This window comes from Candidatus Woesearchaeota archaeon (assembly GCA_016187565.1).
GTDB lineage: Archaea > Nanobdellota > Nanobdellia > Woesearchaeales > JACPJR01 > JACPJR01.
This window is the reverse complement of sequence record JACPJR010000007.1, coordinates 1-15,170: the sequence shown is the minus strand read 5'-3', so window position 1 is coordinate 15,170 and position 15,170 is coordinate 1. Positions and strand designations below refer to the sequence as shown.

16 protein-coding genes are annotated in these 15,170 nt (G+C 40.8%); 11 read left to right on the top strand and 5 right to left on the bottom strand.

The window, feature by feature from the left end:
- The 9 genes from HYW21_01830 to HYW21_01790 all read left to right on the top strand — a co-directional run.
- A partial coding sequence (locus tag HYW21_01830; GenBank protein MBI2548066.1) for a hypothetical protein occupies positions 1-484 on the top strand: 484 nt, incomplete at its 5' end.
- Positions 445-1,146, top strand: coding sequence for a hypothetical protein (locus HYW21_01825; protein MBI2548065.1), 702 nt, complete (start codon positions 445-447; stop codon positions 1,144-1,146). The genes HYW21_01830 and HYW21_01825, both read left to right, overlap by 40 nt.
- Positions 1,127-1,816 (top strand): ABC transporter ATP-binding protein, encoded by a 690-nt coding sequence (locus HYW21_01820; protein MBI2548064.1) that lies wholly within the window; start codon positions 1,127-1,129, stop codon positions 1,814-1,816. Before HYW21_01825 ends, HYW21_01820 begins: the two co-directional genes overlap by 20 nt.
- Before the next feature lie 114 nt (positions 1,817-1,930).
- Positions 1,931-3,472, top strand: a complete 1,542-nt coding sequence (locus HYW21_01815) for a serine hydrolase (protein ID MBI2548063.1) — start codon at positions 1,931-1,933, stop codon at positions 3,470-3,472.
- Positions 3,469-4,605, top strand: a complete 1,137-nt coding sequence (locus tag HYW21_01810) for a hypothetical protein (GenBank protein ID MBI2548062.1) — start codon at positions 3,469-3,471, stop codon at positions 4,603-4,605. The genes HYW21_01815 and HYW21_01810 overlap by 4 nt, the downstream gene beginning before the upstream one ends.
- Positions 4,606-4,704: 99 nt before the next feature.
- On the top strand, positions 4,705-5,307 hold the full coding sequence (locus HYW21_01805; GenBank protein ID MBI2548061.1) for an AAA family ATPase: 603 nt from the start codon (positions 4,705-4,707) through the stop codon (positions 5,305-5,307).
- The gene (locus tag HYW21_01800; GenBank protein MBI2548060.1) at positions 5,297-5,755 is read left to right on the top strand and encodes a cytidine/deoxycytidylate deaminase family protein; all 459 of its coding nucleotides are present in this window, start codon (positions 5,297-5,299) and stop codon (positions 5,753-5,755) included. The genes HYW21_01805 and HYW21_01800 overlap by 11 nt, the downstream gene beginning before the upstream one ends.
- Positions 5,752-6,309 (top strand): hypothetical protein, encoded by a 558-nt coding sequence (locus HYW21_01795; GenBank protein MBI2548059.1) that lies wholly within the window; start codon positions 5,752-5,754, stop codon positions 6,307-6,309. The genes HYW21_01800 and HYW21_01795 overlap by 4 nt, the downstream gene beginning before the upstream one ends.
- 48 nt (positions 6,310-6,357) lie before the next feature.
- Entirely contained in the window at positions 6,358-7,530 is a 1,173-nt protein-coding gene (locus HYW21_01790) for a cysteine desulfurase (protein ID MBI2548058.1), read from the top strand.
- Between the two features lie 161 nt (positions 7,531-7,691).
- Here the strand turns inward: HYW21_01790 and HYW21_01785 are convergent, their stop codons facing one another.
- A complete protein-coding gene (locus HYW21_01785; GenBank protein MBI2548057.1) occupies positions 7,692-8,228 on the bottom strand; it encodes a nucleotidyltransferase domain-containing protein in 537 nt (178 codons plus the stop codon).
- A 140-nt stretch (positions 8,229-8,368) separates the two neighbouring features.
- Here HYW21_01785 and HYW21_01780 point away from each other — a divergent pair, with 140 nt between their 5' ends.
- Positions 8,369-9,487: a DegT/DnrJ/EryC1/StrS family aminotransferase gene (locus tag HYW21_01780; GenBank protein MBI2548056.1), complete on the top strand. Its 1,119-nt coding sequence runs from the start codon at positions 8,369-8,371 to the stop codon at positions 9,485-9,487.
- On the opposite strand, the gene HYW21_01775 is transcribed toward HYW21_01780, so the two are convergent.
- Genes HYW21_01775 through HYW21_01765 form a run of 3 tightly spaced genes read right to left on the bottom strand, consistent with a single transcriptional unit; the run spans position 9,468 to position 13,528 of the window.
- A complete protein-coding gene (locus tag HYW21_01775) occupies positions 9,468-10,238 on the bottom strand; it encodes a hypothetical protein (GenBank protein ID MBI2548055.1) in 771 nt (256 codons plus the stop codon). The two genes, HYW21_01780 and HYW21_01775, sit on opposite strands and share 20 nt — an antisense overlap.
- 22 nt (positions 10,239-10,260) lie before the next feature.
- Complete coding sequence (locus tag HYW21_01770; protein MBI2548054.1) at positions 10,261-12,480, bottom strand: hypothetical protein; 2,220 nt, start codon at positions 12,478-12,480, stop codon at positions 10,261-10,263.
- Position 12,481: 1 nt separating this feature from the next.
- Positions 12,482-13,528, bottom strand: a complete 1,047-nt coding sequence (locus tag HYW21_01765) for a hypothetical protein (GenBank protein ID MBI2548053.1) — start codon at positions 13,526-13,528, stop codon at positions 12,482-12,484.
- A 140-nt stretch (positions 13,529-13,668) separates the two neighbouring features.
- On the opposite strand from HYW21_01765, the gene HYW21_01760 reads away from it, so the two are divergent.
- The gene (locus HYW21_01760; GenBank protein ID MBI2548052.1) at positions 13,669-14,433 is read left to right on the top strand and encodes a TraB/GumN family protein; all 765 of its coding nucleotides are present in this window, start codon (positions 13,669-13,671) and stop codon (positions 14,431-14,433) included.
- A 14-nt stretch (positions 14,434-14,447) separates the two neighbouring features.
- Here HYW21_01760 and HYW21_01755 read toward each other — a convergent pair whose 3' ends face one another.
- Complete coding sequence (locus tag HYW21_01755; protein ID MBI2548051.1) at positions 14,448-14,813, bottom strand: transposase; 366 nt, start codon at positions 14,811-14,813, stop codon at positions 14,448-14,450.
- Positions 14,814-15,170: the final 357 nt, after the last annotated feature.

Sequence of the window (15,170 nt, the reverse complement as noted above, 5' to 3'; positions counted from 1 at the left end):
CATTGTTTCAGCAAATGATGTCAATCTGACGAACTCGTCGGAACTACAGTTTACCACCAGTTTTGAAAAAGTATACATTGATGCAAACAATGCACAACAACGGGATGCAACCGTTGTTATAGACGGAGCAAATGTTTCGATGAGTATACCGGTAATATATGCAACATTACCCGAGATTATCACCGCTACTGTTCCAAAACCCAAAAACTGGGAAAACGGATTTGCATGGTATCTCCAAGAAGGAACAGTCATCAAGCAGATTACTGAAAATAATGGAAATCTCAGTTGGACTGCGAATCTCTCACAAACCAACGTTTGGTTATACTTCAGTGTCCCTGCACCAACATTACGTATAGACGGCATATGGAGTAATACAACCTTGTACATGAAAAACTTCACTGTTCTTGCAGCAAATCGTATCACCAATATTGGGAAGAAGCAAATATGCGCTATAGCTTTCAGGTTGCTGTTGAACAGAACATGAGTTTTTTGAGTAATATTGAGATTGATAATACCCATAGAGCAACAGGACAATCGTTCTCTATAACGAGTGATACTGCATGTAATGCTCCATGGCAGTGCACATTATGGTCACAAGGAGACTGCGGCATCAGAGAATGCAGTTGTAGCTGTACACCCACTCCAGGATGTAATGGAGACGGGAATGAAGAGAAAGAATGTTCTGATGATAGTGGAGACAACGGGAATGGTGGAGGAGGCGGGGGAGGGGGAGGAACAAACAATAATGACGATGGTAATCAAAACAACGCAGAGAACATCACCGACAATGAAACACTAAAAACAGGAAATGGAACAACAACGCAAAAGAATGAAACTATCCTTGAAGAGATTCGCGTGTTAGCAGATACACTAACACCACTTGATTCAGTTGAAATTGAAGGACAACCCCCTCAAGATAAAGAAGTTTCGCTTGAGAAAATAACGCGAAGAAAACAACTCAACTGGATGTTTATTGTTATCTTGAGCATTATTGCATTAATTATTGCCATTATTTTTGGTCATGAAGTTGAAAGCATGCTCAAGCAAACAAAAGACGAGAGAGCAGAAGAAAAAAATGAATCGATACCCTTAAGTAGAGAGAATACTTCTCCGCCACAAGAAAACAATGAGCAACGTCCTTATTAAACTAGAGAATGTCTGGAAAATCTACAAGCTTGGAAAGATTGAAGTTGTTGCTCTTAGAGGGCTAAATGTTATTATCAAAGAAGGAGAATTTGTAGCTATTCAGGGCCCCAGTGGCAGCGGGAAGAGTACAGCAATGAATATGGTTGGTTGTTTAGATTTACCAAGTAGAGGAAATATTTACTTAGGAGGAAAGGACATCGCTGAGCTTACTGAATCAGAACTCGCGCAGATCAGAGGAAGAATGATCGGCTTTATTTTCCAGCAATTCAACCTTATTCCGAATTTAACGGCACTTGAAAATGTTATGCTTCCTATGACCTTTCAAGGTGTTCCGCTAGCCAAGAGAAAAGCTCGGGCAAAAAAACTTCTTGAGCTCGTGGAACTTAAAGACCGTATGCAGCACAAGCCTAATGAACTTTCTGGTGGACAACAACAGCGGGTAGCTATTGCACGCTCATTGAGCAATGATCCTAAGATTATTCTCGCTGACGAACCGACAGGAAATCTTGATTCAAGAACCGGCTTGGTCGTTATGGATTTCCTGAAAAAAATGCATCGGGAAGAGAAAAAGACCATTATCATGGTAACGCATGATGAAAAGATAGCCCACTTTGCCCAACGCATTGAACTCTTAATGGATGGTCGCATTGCAAATTCAACCCAGAAGTAAATATAAAAACAAAACTACCGTCTTTCATTTTTCTGACTAAAAGTTTATTGAGTCGTCTCTTCTAAGTAACTAATTAAGAAAGATTTATAAAGACTCTTAGTTCATAACCTCGCCATGGATAGAAGAGAGGCCGTCACAAGGTGTTTAATTGGTTTAGGTGGCATAGCTCTAGGGCTTTCTCCTACAATGGCCGAGAGCAGGAACGAAAGAAATGAAAGGTACGATGTCTCCTATCTCTGGACACCAAATATAGAGGATGCACTCGACTACATGGAAGAAGTAGGAGGCGTTTTAGGGCAAGACTTACAAAGAGAGCTTCATGTAGTAAGGGCAGAACGAACAGGGATGTATGGTGTTGTTTATGATAGAAACACAACAAGATCATCTGCAGTAACAACTGCATATCGTCATTCTGGACTATTAACTAAGGCAGATCTTGATCCAGCAAGCATTGTAGAAGATAAAGACTATTATGATCTTTATAATATCGTGTATGGTACAGGACCGAACTTAGAGGTTCACCGAGCTAATTTTGCTAAAGTTGTCGCACAATTAGGACCAGAATTAGCAAAAGATCTGGTCATTGAAGAAAGAAGAGGCGGTACCTACGCCTTAGTCTATCAACGCCGTGGAGAAAAGGAATCAACCTATCAGGTCGCTCAAGATCATGCAAGACGACTAAAATCCATTGGAATTACTGCGGACATAAGTATTGAAAATAATCACGATGTTATTTACAGCAACGCAACTTACTTAGACCATATTGTCCAAACTGAGAGAGATGGAGATGCTCATGTTAGAAAAACGGAAAAAGAATCAACAAGAGATTTAGTTGTAATTGGTGAAATTACTACTCCAAGAGAGACTCAAACAAGTAGCACTTTAGAGAACGACATTAATACTTATATTCAACAATTGAGAAGACAAGGACGTTTAGATCATCATGAAAGAACCGCATGGTCAGTGTACGATTTAACAGCAAACGAGAAATTAGTTTCTCTTAATGAAGATCTTTCTCTCCAAACAGCAAGTATGGTTAAGCCATTTGTTGCACTAGCATTTTTTCATGAAGTAGAAAAGGGAAGACTCAGCTATGGACAAACCAGTCGAAAAAAAATGGAAGCGATGATTCAACGAAGTAATAACAATTGTACAAACTGGGTAATGGGTCAGGTAGGAGGACCGCGTACAGTGGAAAGGATTTTGCGACAAAATTATGGTTCTCTTTTTAATCAACTTTGCATCGTCGAGTATATTCCTTCGAATGGAAGATGTTATGCCAACATGGCATCTGCGCATGACTATAGTAGGTTTCTCTATGCTCTTTGGCATGATGAATTACCCTTTTCCAGGGAAATAAAAAGATTAATGGCACTTCCAAACAGGGATCGTCTGTACGATGGTGCACGCGAAGTTCCTCAAGGAACGCTGGTTTATGATAAAACAGGAACGACAGCCATGCTTTGTGGGGATTTTGGTCTTTTAGTAGCAAGAGGTGAAGATGGACGAAAATACCCCTATACCCTCGTTGGAATTATAGAGAGAAAAACAAGAGCAAGAAATCTCGGTTCATTTATGCGAACAAGAGGCGACATTATTAGGGGAGTTTCAAACAAAACCTATCACGAAATGAAGAGAAGGCATGCGTTGGTATGAAGAGAAGAACTTTTCTGTGGAGTTTAGCATGTGGAGCTTTGCTTGCCCATTGCATGAGGGACGATGTAAATCCGGATGGGAAGACACTTGAGCTCATTACGACAAGGCTCTATGATGACTTCTATAGTCCATTACGCTCTGCTTCAGGAAAAGAAAGTGCTCGTGAAGAGATTGCACGACAACTCTTACCCTATTCTCTCCAAGAAGCAGTGGATAATGGCATCATCCCCTGGGATCTGAAAGGATACACCCTTCCCTTAGGTATGTGGAATCGATCTCGTACGGTTAATTTTATCCAAGGCATGGAGGATATGTGGAATGACAAAGAAGGAATTGATAAGAAAAGTCAGCATGGGAGAATGCTACGGGAGAGACGAGATTATTTTGTAAACCTTATGCAAGGAAGGACAGTTCCAACAACTCTCGGAGAGTATCAACGTCAACTAACCGCTGGCTGTTTATCATTGCAAACACTTCTTGCACGCAGAAGAGACATGTACGGTCCAAAAAAGGTGGCATTGCTTGAGCTCATCATAGATCATTTCAATGAAAATTGTTTTCTCTCCTACACACTCCAAGAATTACTGACGCCATCCTATCACGGGAATGATATAAATCCATTGTTTAAAATTTATTTTTTTGATCATCTCTTACAAGAAGCAGGTTTAGGGTTTATCGAAGGATATCCTGCCCGTCACGACCATCATCTCAGTCATGGACCATTTCAGCTGACCAATGTTGCAGTAGCTGATGTCCAAAAGTATGACGTCAATTTTGAGAAAGATGAAATAGTACCCAGAGCACTTGAACAGTTCAAGGGAATTTATGATCATGTAAGAGCAGCAGCGCTGTTTGCCTATGCTAACTGGGAAAGAGTGGCAGATAACCTCATTACCGAAGAAAAAAAAACCAAACTACCATTCAGTTCTTCATTTATTGATATATTTCCTTCCTTAGATCAAACAACGCGATATGCTTTTGTCGCAGGAATGAGCGGATGTCTCCACCACCTTCCTACACGGACAAGGAAAATCGTGGCAAAAAAAAGCAAGAGAAACTGCAATATTTCCACGAGAACTTTCCGAGATGCGCGAGATGTTTGCAGAAGATGGACAGCTAGAGCGATATTTTGATGGAACGGTAAAGGCCTACTTGGTTTTAGAGCAGTATGATCGTCTGTGCGCAAGGTTTACTTAACAAGTTTTAAATAGCCGATAAGACTTCTTCTCCCGATGATTTCCATTGTCACATATAACATCATTGCACTTGTTGGTTTGTGTGGAGCAGGTAAAACAACTGTTGCCGATATTCTTGCCAAGAAAGGATATGGAAAGATACGATTCGGAGAGGTTACTATTGATGAGATCAAAAAAAGAGGTTTATTAGTTAATGAACAGAACGAACGTAATGTCCGCGAGGAACTCCGAGAACAACATGGCATGGCTGCCTATGCTATCCTTAACCTTCCAAAAATTCAAGAAAAGCTAGCAATGTCACCGGTGTGCATTGACGGCATGTATAGTTGGGAAGAATATCTCTTTCTGAGGGAGAGTTTCAAAAAGAATCTTGTTGTTCTTGCCGTCTATACTTTACCGTCGTTAAGAGTAAAAAGATTAAACACACGAAAAGAACGTCCTCTGCAGGCTGCTGAGATGTACAGCCGAGACAAGGCAGAGATTGAAAATCTTAATAAAGCCGGCCCTATTGCTCTAGCTGATTATACGCTTATCAATAACGGAAGCATGCAGGAATTGGAAGATGCAATCAATGTTTTTTTAGATGGCCTAGATAACATCAAGAATCGAGATAATAACGAGAGAAAAAATGACAGCTAACGAAACAGCCCCAGCTGAAAAGAAAAAGCAACGCGTAGACTGGGATACCTATTTTATGAACATAGCAGAGCAGGTTGCCTCTCGCTCAACCTGTGATCGTAAATTTGTTGGCGCAGTTATTGTCAGAGAAAGAAATATCCTTTCCACAGGTTATAATGGCAGTATTCGTGGCTTGCCACACTGTGATCAGGTTGGCCATGAAATGGAAAATGGACATTGTCTGCGCACCGTGCATGCTGAAGCCAATGCAATCATCCAAGCTGCACGCCATGGCATTAATATCAACGGAGCCACCTTATACACAACTGCTTCACCGTGCTATACCTGCTTTAAATTGATGGTAAATGCGGGCATAAAAAAGATATGTTATGGTGAATTCTACCGTGATGAACGAAGCATAAAGATTGCAAAAGAATTAGGCATAGAACTCGTGAAGGTGACAAAATGACTGCTGTAGAAGGAGCACCAACAGATAACAGAACATGTATCGATGAAACTCGTACATTAATTGGAATTGTGGAAGGAGTAACTCCTCCTCAGCCAGGAGAGATTAGTGATGTTGCTGTTGCACTTCACGTAGGATATGCACTCGCAATACTACCGTTCAGTGCAATGAGAACAAACCCGCCTGTACAGGATTACTTTCAACGGGCACTTGATCTTCTTGTAGACCAAGAGCACCCAGACCTAGATAAAGCAATTGAAGCAAACTATCGGATGGGATGGTATTTAGGCTCAACAGGACACCCTGAAGAAGCACTACGATATGCAGAAGAGTGCCAACGATTGCAACCAGACCGCTACGAAGGAACAAGACTAGCGGCAAGGACGTACTATACATTGGGGCAGAGAGGAAAAGCGGTAAAATTATACGTAAGGTCACTATTACAAGAGGTTTCTCAGAAAGGATTGTCAGATACTTACGTCGATAATTTATTGTATTTTTACCATAGAATATTTTCGCACGGTCTATCAAGGAGTGCTTCTTGGAATAAAGTCTAGTACGTCTTTCTGCAAATCCTTAAAAAGGATGAGATCTTTCTTGGGAACATGCGCATTTACCTTGATCATGCAGCCACAACTCAGGTAGATCCAAAGGTTGTAGAGGCCATGCTCCCTTTTTTTAGTGAGCAATACGGTAATCCTTCATCGATCCATCAATGGGGACGAGAGGCATTGCAGGCAAAGGAAAATGCACGGCAGATTATTGCTGCAAAGATTCACGCACATTCCTCAGAAATAATCTTTACTTCTGGAGGCACTGAAGCTGACAATCTCGCTATTCAGGGAGTTGCCTATGCCCTCCATAAGAAAGATAAACAAAAAAATAAGATTATTACTTCTGCAATTGAACATCCTGCAGTCCTGAATACGTGCAGCTATTTGGAGAGTCAAGGATTTCAGGTCATTGTTTTGCCTGTCAATCAGGAAGGCTTTGTTCATTGTGAGCAATTGAAGAATGCACTTACTGAGCAAACATGCCTTGTCAGTATTATGCATGCAAATAATGAGATAGGTACAATCCAACCATTGGAGAAAATTATTACCATCTGTCGGGAAGCAGAAAAACGAACAAAACAACGTATTATAGTCCATAGTGATACTGTCCAAAGCTTCACCAAGATCCCTCTTGATGTTAAAACTTTGGATATTGATCTGCTCAGCATGAGTGGCCATAAAATACACGGACCTCAGGGAATAGGGGCATTATTCTGTAAAACAGGAACACCGATTGAACCATTATTCTACGGTGGACATCAGGAAAAAAGCAAACGGGTTGGCACAGAAAATGTTCCTGCGATTGTTGGGTTTGGCAAAGCAGTTGAGTTAACAAACGAAAGGGATAATGAGCGAGTAGAGGCATTACGAAACATGTTCATTAAAGCTATCCTACAGGCAGTTCCTGAGGCTCATCTGAATGGTCCAAAAGAAGCACGATTCTGTGATAGGCTCCATAATAATGTAAACCTATCATTTCCGGGAATAGATGGCGAGTCGCTTCTCTTTGCGCTTGATATGAAAGGGATTGCAGTTTCTACTGGCTCTGCCTGCTCTTCTCAAAGTTTGGAACCTAGCCATGTACTCAGAGCAATACAACTTCCCAAGAAGTATCTCCAGAGTTCAATACGATTTACCCTTGGAAAAGAAAACACCAAAGAAGAGATAGAAAAAACCGTAAAGATACTGCAAGAGATTATTCTTCATCTGACGAAGAGTTTTTGATTTGCTGTACTTCTAGGCGCTGTAGTAGTTTTTCAGAGTAAAGTTAACGCTGGGGGCAGGCGTTATTTTCCGAGTTCTTCTTTTAGTCGTTGAATGATGTTCTTAAATTCCAATTATTCCCTCATCAATGCATTCTTTCCAGTTCATTTCGTTTGCCATCGTTAGCTTCCAGTGATTTTAATAAAACCGTATAAAACAATCCCATTGATGATGTTGTTTCTTAACTCTTTTGAAAGATTGTTCAGGTTTGGTTCAAAAAGAAGATTAACTTTTCTGTCTAGTTTTTTTTCATATTTTGCGACATCAAGTTTTGATTCTTTTGCTTCCACAAAAATATCAATGTCGCTTTTTTCTGTAAAAATGGCTTTTGCTCCACTTCCAAAGAGGACTATTGAAGAGGGTAAGGATTCTTTTTGAATGTACTCAATAAGTCCAGATTCGTTGATTTTGAAAATAAGCCCATTTCTTTTATAGAATTTGTATTTTTGGCTTTCCGTATTAGCAAAATAAGTGGGGTAGAGAGTAGCTTCTTTCTTTTTGATAAAGCCTAGTTTTTCAAGATCAGCAATGTATTTTATTACAGTAGCATGGCTAAGCTTCAAGTTTCGGGCAAGACCTCGAGCTGAAAAGTCTTTGGTCGGAAATTCTATAAAAAGTTCAAGTATTTTGTAGGTGTTGTTTTTGAGTAATTTATCCATTTTGACTGCTTGGTTAATTATTTGACCAGATGGTTAAAAAAATGACCAACTAATATAACAATCTTTTCCTTTTATGTTGTCTTTGTTAAGTGGTTAAATCATAGAAAGATTTATAAATATATTTTAACACTTCATTCAATATGTTAAGAGTATTTAGAGCTAGAAGAGAACCACTTGATTTTGCCCAGATAGTGGGTTCTTGCACAGATGATGGAAGGAAAGCAGGAGCTAGTTGGGATAATGTTAATTTAGCTGATGGCTCTAATGAAAGAGCACAAGAATTGGCTAGTTACTTTGTTGATTTTCATAAAAGATTATTGGGAGTTCCTACGATGGAAGGTCTTCTTGAACTATCTGCGAGTTTAGCAAACTATCGGGCATTGGAATTAGCAAGAGATACAACTAGAAAAAATAAAGTTCTTTGTAGTAATTTATCTCATGTTTCAATCGTAAGAGCAGCAGACTCATTAAGATTAGAAACTATTGTTTTGGATGTTGACCCAACTAATTATCAAGTCAGGGATGAAGAGATAGCAAGAGCAATTAGCCATGATGGAAAACATATTGCAGCCATTGTATCAACGTATGGGACTACTCAATTAGGCCATGTGGAAAGATTGGCTGAAAGCGAATTAGTCAAACAATTGAGAAGCGAAGGAGCATGGCTTCATGTTGATGCTGCGTATGGTGGTTATGTGGGGACATTATCAAGCCATATTAAAGCAAAAGTTCCAGATGCAGATTCAATTACGATTGATCCATATAAATTCGTTGGCAAGCCAGGCGTTGCTCTTCTGTTGGTGTATAAAAATAAAGCACCAAAAACAAATGTAGAATATTATGTTCATTCGCCATTTACTGTCCATACGACTTTATCTGCTGGTCCAGTTGCAGCGTGGGGACAAACGGTTAGAGATTGTGGAGATGTATATGGCTTACGAGAAATTGCCGACCAATGTGTAGAAATTGTTAGAAGAACTGGTGCAGAATTACGAAGGCAAGGAATTTCACTTGTTCATTTTCCAGAGATGTCAATAGTTCCAGTTACATTAGATTCTCCTGAAGAAGTTGATTATGTTCATGGAAAGTTATTGAATGAAGGGTTTAGTGTTGGAAAAATTCGTATTGCAGGAAGAGATTATGAAATGAATGGAATAAGAATGGTTGTCACACCAAAAGTTAATCCAGATTTAATGTATGGGACAGCATCAAAATTAGTTGATAAGATTGTAGAAGCAATCAAAACGCCCTCCCCCTAATTGTTTTATGATTTCTAGATCTTATGCCAAAAAAGATCACTATAAGCGTAACAATAAGAATAACCCCATAGACCATGAAACCAGAATGTTCTTTGCAATCAAAATCCTCCTTTGCTGCACAATCCGGATCACAAAGATTGTCAGCAACCTGATCACAAATACCGTCCGGTTGTCCAGACCGGCAATCAGAAGAACAGCTCATATAATGCTCTTGTGGTTCGCAAACGTTATTACCACAGGTACAGTCAGATGCACACGTCTCTATGCTCTCTGATCCATCACAGAGGTTATTTTGATTACAAGTTGAAAACATACTAAGATCTGCTTCTAAAAGTAATTCTTCATTATTCATAATCTGAAGTGTTTTTGCATGGGGGTAGTATGGCAGCAGAAGGTTCACTGAGCTGTTGGTTGATGTGGAACTGGATCCTCCTTGAACAGTCTCCTTACTTACGGGGAGCCCATAAAACCTGTTAACATTTACATTGAATGATGTCTCGTGTAAGAGTTCCCCTCTAAACGAGACTATTTTTGCCTTGTACCCTCCATCTTCTCTTTCTATTGGCGAAGTTACTTCGACAAGGTCAATGCTTTTAAGTGAAAAATTGCCTGAGTCATAGTGCAATGCTATTGAGTAGGATAATGTATGAGATGATGTATCAGCAAATACCCGGGGAAGCGATATAAGCAAAAGTACAAAAACAATCAGCTTTCTCATTTCAGTTCCTGTACCATTTTTTTTAAGTATCATTTTTTAAGCATTTTAAGCAAGCCTAGCCTTGATCCTCAATGAACCTTCTTCCCCTGGTTCCCTGCGGCTCAATTGGTTCCTGATCTTGGGAATCATATATGCTGAGTTTTTCACTTAATATCCTTTCGTTTACAGGGCCAAAGTCATTTTCAAGGTCATAGTTTGATTTCATGATGGAAGTTTGTGTTGGCCGTATGTTTTTGTGGACATAGGCGCATCCTCCATCTCCCCAGTCACTACCATCAGGAAAAAGCCCGAGCTCAGGGAACGTTTGTTCAGGGTTTTTGTAGTAGGTGGTACCTTCAATACCCTCTATGCCTGTATAATAATGCACTCCTCTTATTCCCTCAAGATCGCCCCACTTTGCCTGAGCTGCCTCCAGGTTAGGGGCACAATTTGGGTACTCTCCTGTTTCAGTTAAGTCGGCGGAACCATATTCAACATACTCATCTGCCAATCCCCCAAACGCATGGCCTAATTCATGCGCCAAGGTTCTGCCTAGGTATTCCGAGCCTTTCAGGGGATTTTCTAATGACAGGTAAACGATCCCTCCACTTGCTCCAGACGTTGGAAATTTAGCGAATGATCTGAATAAATAAGGAGAAACAACAACAACTGTATCCCGCTCACAGCTTTGAACAAAAGTTTCGTAATATGTCTCATCAGGGATATAAAGTGTATCAGCACCAACACCCTTGACCGGCGAATCAAAAGTATAGTGCGGATAATCGGGCACAAGTACCATCCAAAAATTGAACTTGTCCTTGTTTTCCTTAAATGGAGTCAGACTAAAAACCCCAAGTTTAGTCTCAAATTTGCCTTCATAATCCAAGAGGAGCTTTATCATCTTTTCAAAGGTTTCATAATCCTTAAAATTTGCACCGACGAACACCATATCATGTTTTTTGGCAGGGTCGCCATTTTTCAGTACTTCCTTGCATGAAGACGCAGCAATACATTTCCTGGCCTGAACATTGCATTTTTTGCCATCGCCGCAGTCACTATCATAACAACACTCATATTTCTGACAAGCATGGTTTTTAACGACGCCGCATTTGCACTCCAACTGCACACAGTTTGAGTTTATGCAAGCCTGGTCCTGCGGGCAGCCTTCATTATCTTTGCACGAGCCTTTGAATTCCGCAGCCACCGCCATTTTCCCCTGAACTACCACCCTGCAAACATTCTCAGTTCCAATGCAATCTCCAGACCACTTTGAGAATACCCAGCCTTCATCAGGCGTTGCCACTAAGGTAACCAGTTGATCGACCTTGTAGTTTTTTAAACAGACAGACCCACAGTCAATTTTCTTGTCAAGAGACCTCACAAGCCCAGCCCCGATCTTGTCCACAGTGAAAAGGTAGTCAGTTTGGGCAACTGCTGGGTTTAACCGTATCTGCACGTTTCGCACCCCTTTTCCATCGTTTTGGTCAACATCATAGATAATCCAAAGTTGGTTGGGCTCCATGGGTCCATCAGTTATGCTACCATCCGGCTCATCAAACACCAGTTTAGTCTCAGGAGAATATTTCTTAATCTGCCATCGTTCCCAGTCTGCCTCTTCTATTTTTTCAACCCGCCACGTACCTTTCTGTGTTCCCATTTCCCACTCATGCTCGTTCTTTATATCTAAAAGATCTGTCGGCGGGTCTACATACTCCCATTCTCCATCAGCATACGAAACCAAGACAGTAATGACTCTCCATTTCCCTACAAATTTCCACTGGGGTAGAAAATCTTCCTTGTTGTCAGTATCATTACGAGGAATTATGTTACTGGTTTGGTTTGGTAAAACTGTCTGGTTTTGGTCGGTTTGGTTTAGCAAAATTGTCTGGTTTACTGCAGCGGTCTGGTTTATCGAACCAGTTTGGTTTATGATAGGCTCAACTGGCAGAAGCGTTGTATTTCCGCTGTCATTAGTACCTGGACTTTGGAATCCAGGGCCTGTTGTTGGGGCAGTCCAATTGTCACTTTCTGGAGCTATGTATCCCGGCCCAGTCTCTGGTTTTTGATAACCTGGTCCTACAGTCGATTCTTGATAACCAGGCCCGATGGTTGTTTCCTCATAACCAGGGCCAACCTTTGGGGCAAGGTAACCTGGACCTGTTGTTGGGGATTTATAGCCCTCATCGCTGGTAACCATACCGGTGAATTGAGGCGTGGTGAATAAACCGAAGACCAGCATAGCGAAAAAGAACAGCATCGAAGCGTTGATGATCCCTCGCTCCATTGAGTTTGCCATATTAGCTTTGTCCGAACTTCAACCAAACGGTTCCTGCGTTCTCAACAAGTGGTGGTTCAACACGGTAGACTACCCAAATGAAATCAACAATACCTTCGTCTTCTTCCACAGGCCCGTCTCCAACTCCATTGTTCCAATTCGACAGGGTGATCTTTCGTGTAGGCCCATACGGATCAATATCCCATCTGGCCCAGTCCTCATCAGTGATTTCCGTAACCGTCCATGTTCCTGCTGAGTCTCCAAAACTCCATGTGCCGTCTGATGACAACTCTAGATTTCGAGTAACCGATATCCCCAAAGCTCCTGCCCCTCCGATATCATAAAAAATCCGTTCTGAGAAAACGCGCCATGAACCAACAAAGGCTGCATCAACTTGGCTGTCAAGTTGGGGTAGACCAATGTCATTATTATTTTCTTGTTCATCAACATCAAGCTCTGGTGGTGCATCATTTTCTGCCTCGCTCTTGAGATCTCCAGTTATTACAAATGAATCTACCATCTTTTGAACAGTTCCTAAATAATCAGTGAACGCATCATCTTCTGCTACAAATGTCAGAACGTACGAGATGTCATTTTGTATGGTAAATACTTGGAGAAATTTTAACCTCTGAGTTCCTGCTGTGCCGGTGAAAATTATTTTATAAGCTGGATTACCAGAAAGGGTTACTGATCCTAACTCCAGAAGAGAAAAATCAGCAAAGGTTTGTTGCATGCTTTCAACAGCAATATCCTTGTATGCCTCTAGGGTAAGTGGTTGGTTAGAAAGATCATTCATAACGAGATTGATATTTTCCTGAAAGAGATCAGTATCACTTTCTTTAGGCGATTGAAACGCAAAGACATTATCTGTGGTAGGTACAAGCTGCCATGACTCAGGATACTCTATTGCTACTTTATACACAGGATCCTCATAAACCAGAAAGTTGTCATTGTTGTTCCTTAACCCTTGGGAAACAGGAGGAGCATTTTCAGCTGTTTGCGTGCAGCCAATTATTACCACAACTATCATCAAAAGAATGGAAACTCCTAACGTGCGTTGGTATTTCATGCAATCACCGCCTTTTTTAAACTGTTTACGAAACTTTGGCGAGGTTGCTTTAAATAGTTTTCGATTATTCCTTCAATCAGATTTGACCGTGCTTCGGAGCCAAAACAAACATTTAAGAACATTCATTCTCTTGCAGGATCATGCAAAATACCGTACCCTATCAGAATCTCACGCTTATTGGATCAAGCCATATTGCACGAGAAAGTGTTAAAGAGGTAAAGGAAACGATTGAAAGAGAAGATCCTGAGATCATCGCAGTAGAGCTTGATGCAAAACGATACTATGGGTTACTCGAAGAAGAACAGGCATCAAAAAAAAGATCAATTGGCTTTTATAATATTAAACGGGTCGGCTTCAAGGGATTCATCTTTGCTGTTGTTGCTTCGTGGGCTATGCGAAAGCTCGGAAAATATGTAGAGATAGATCCAGGAACAGAGATGCTTGTAGCCATCAAACTTGCAAAAAAGAAAAAACGAAAACTCGTCCTTATCGATCAGGATATTGAGATAACTTTACGGAGATTTTCAGAAACTTTAACCTGGAAAGAACGATGGCAGATGTGCAAAGATGTCTATACCGCAGTGATAAAACAAAAGCCCTTTATCCAGTTTGATATTACCAAAGTACCAAGCGAAGAAATCATTCGAAAATTGATGCGCGAGGTTAAGAAAAAGTATCCCAATATATACCATGTCCTTGTTGAAGAGAGAAACGAAGTCATGGCTCACCAACTCCATCGCATCCTTGAAAACAATCCGGAGAAAAAGGTACTTGCCATTGTCGGAGCTGGTCACGAAGAAGGAATAACAAGCATCCTAAAAAGACTGAAATCAGCTGAAAAAACAGGAACTGAAGAAAAGTCAAGCATCCAACTCGTTTACAGTACCCCAAAAGTCATACCATAAAACGCTCCATAGTCTCATTTCTTCTTATTAAGGTAGGGATCCTTATTGATATTGACCTCCTCCTCGGGGTAAACCCTCAGACGTAGATTAGGTCGTAGTGCAAAAATAATCTTTGCGCTTATGCTTTTCAATATCTGAACAGCATCGACCGGTGCTACCGTCAACGGCATCTCGGCAATGACATGCACATGTTCTAATTGTACTTCCCTCTCCAGAAGTACAACGTTTGCCTTCTTCGCTGCTTCTTCAAGAGCAATGAGGCAAACATTTTTATCATACGTTCTCTTGAACCGTTTATAACGGTACTTTGTACACCACTCAATGTGCCAAGTGCTCTTGCCTTCGGAATGTTGGTGGCTAAAGTAGTTGCTGTATTTCATTGGGCCTCACCTCTCTTCAGGTGGGGCTCACCATTTTGCCAACACAACGATCCAGAATAACTCTTCTATAAAAACGCCATTCATCCCCTACCTAAAGGTACCGCTTGCGCACGAAGAATAAGATTCAGTTAGGCGCAAGCTGGGGATTTCTGGCGGGGTTCATTAAATGCCCGAACGGAGATTTTTAACGAAGTATAAAAATCAGAGTGAGAGTGTAACGTGGTCAAGCGACCGAAGGGAGCGCAGAAGTCTCAAATTCTCCGAGCAGTAGGACTTTCCGTAGTTTTTGATTACTCTTGCTAATAAATTACTGGCAAAGGCAGACTAGAATTAGGGGGACAATTTCGTTATTTTTTA

Bases quoted from the DNA above. Each gene is read 5' to 3' on its own strand.
- HYW21_01765 (MBI2548053.1), bottom strand. From the start codon at position 13,528: ATGAAATACCAACGCACGTTAGGAGTTTCCATTCTTTTGATGATAGTT.
- HYW21_01780 (MBI2548056.1), top strand. From the start codon at position 8,369: ATGTTAAGAGTATTTAGAGCTAGAAGAGAACCACTTGATTTTGCCCAG.
- HYW21_01800 (MBI2548060.1), top strand. From the start codon at position 5,297: ATGACAGCTAACGAAACAGCCCCAGCTGAAAAGAAAAAGCAACGCGTA.
- HYW21_01775 (MBI2548055.1), bottom strand. From the start codon at position 10,238: ATGATACTTAAAAAAAATGGTACAGGAACTGAAATGAGAAAGCTGATT.
- HYW21_01815 (MBI2548063.1), top strand. From the start codon at position 1,931: ATGGATAGAAGAGAGGCCGTCACAAGGTGTTTAATTGGTTTAGGTGGC.
- HYW21_01785 (MBI2548057.1), bottom strand. From the start codon at position 8,228: ATGGATAAATTACTCAAAAACAACACCTACAAAATACTTGAACTTTTT.
- HYW21_01820 (MBI2548064.1), top strand. From the start codon at position 1,127: ATGAGCAACGTCCTTATTAAACTAGAGAATGTCTGGAAAATCTACAAG.
- HYW21_01790 (MBI2548058.1), top strand. From the start codon at position 6,358: ATGCGCATTTACCTTGATCATGCAGCCACAACTCAGGTAGATCCAAAG.
- HYW21_01770 (MBI2548054.1), bottom strand. From the start codon at position 12,480: ATGGCAAACTCAATGGAGCGAGGGATCATCAACGCTTCGATGCTGTTC.
- HYW21_01825 (MBI2548065.1), top strand. From the start codon at position 445: ATGCGCTATAGCTTTCAGGTTGCTGTTGAACAGAACATGAGTTTTTTG.
- HYW21_01805 (MBI2548061.1), top strand. From the start codon at position 4,705: ATGATTTCCATTGTCACATATAACATCATTGCACTTGTTGGTTTGTGT.
- HYW21_01760 (MBI2548052.1), top strand. From the start codon at position 13,669: ATGCAAAATACCGTACCCTATCAGAATCTCACGCTTATTGGATCAAGC.
- HYW21_01795 (MBI2548059.1), top strand. From the start codon at position 5,752: ATGACTGCTGTAGAAGGAGCACCAACAGATAACAGAACATGTATCGAT.
- HYW21_01810 (MBI2548062.1), top strand. From the start codon at position 3,469: ATGAAGAGAAGAACTTTTCTGTGGAGTTTAGCATGTGGAGCTTTGCTT.
- HYW21_01755 (MBI2548051.1), bottom strand. From the start codon at position 14,813: ATGAAATACAGCAACTACTTTAGCCACCAACATTCCGAAGGCAAGAGC.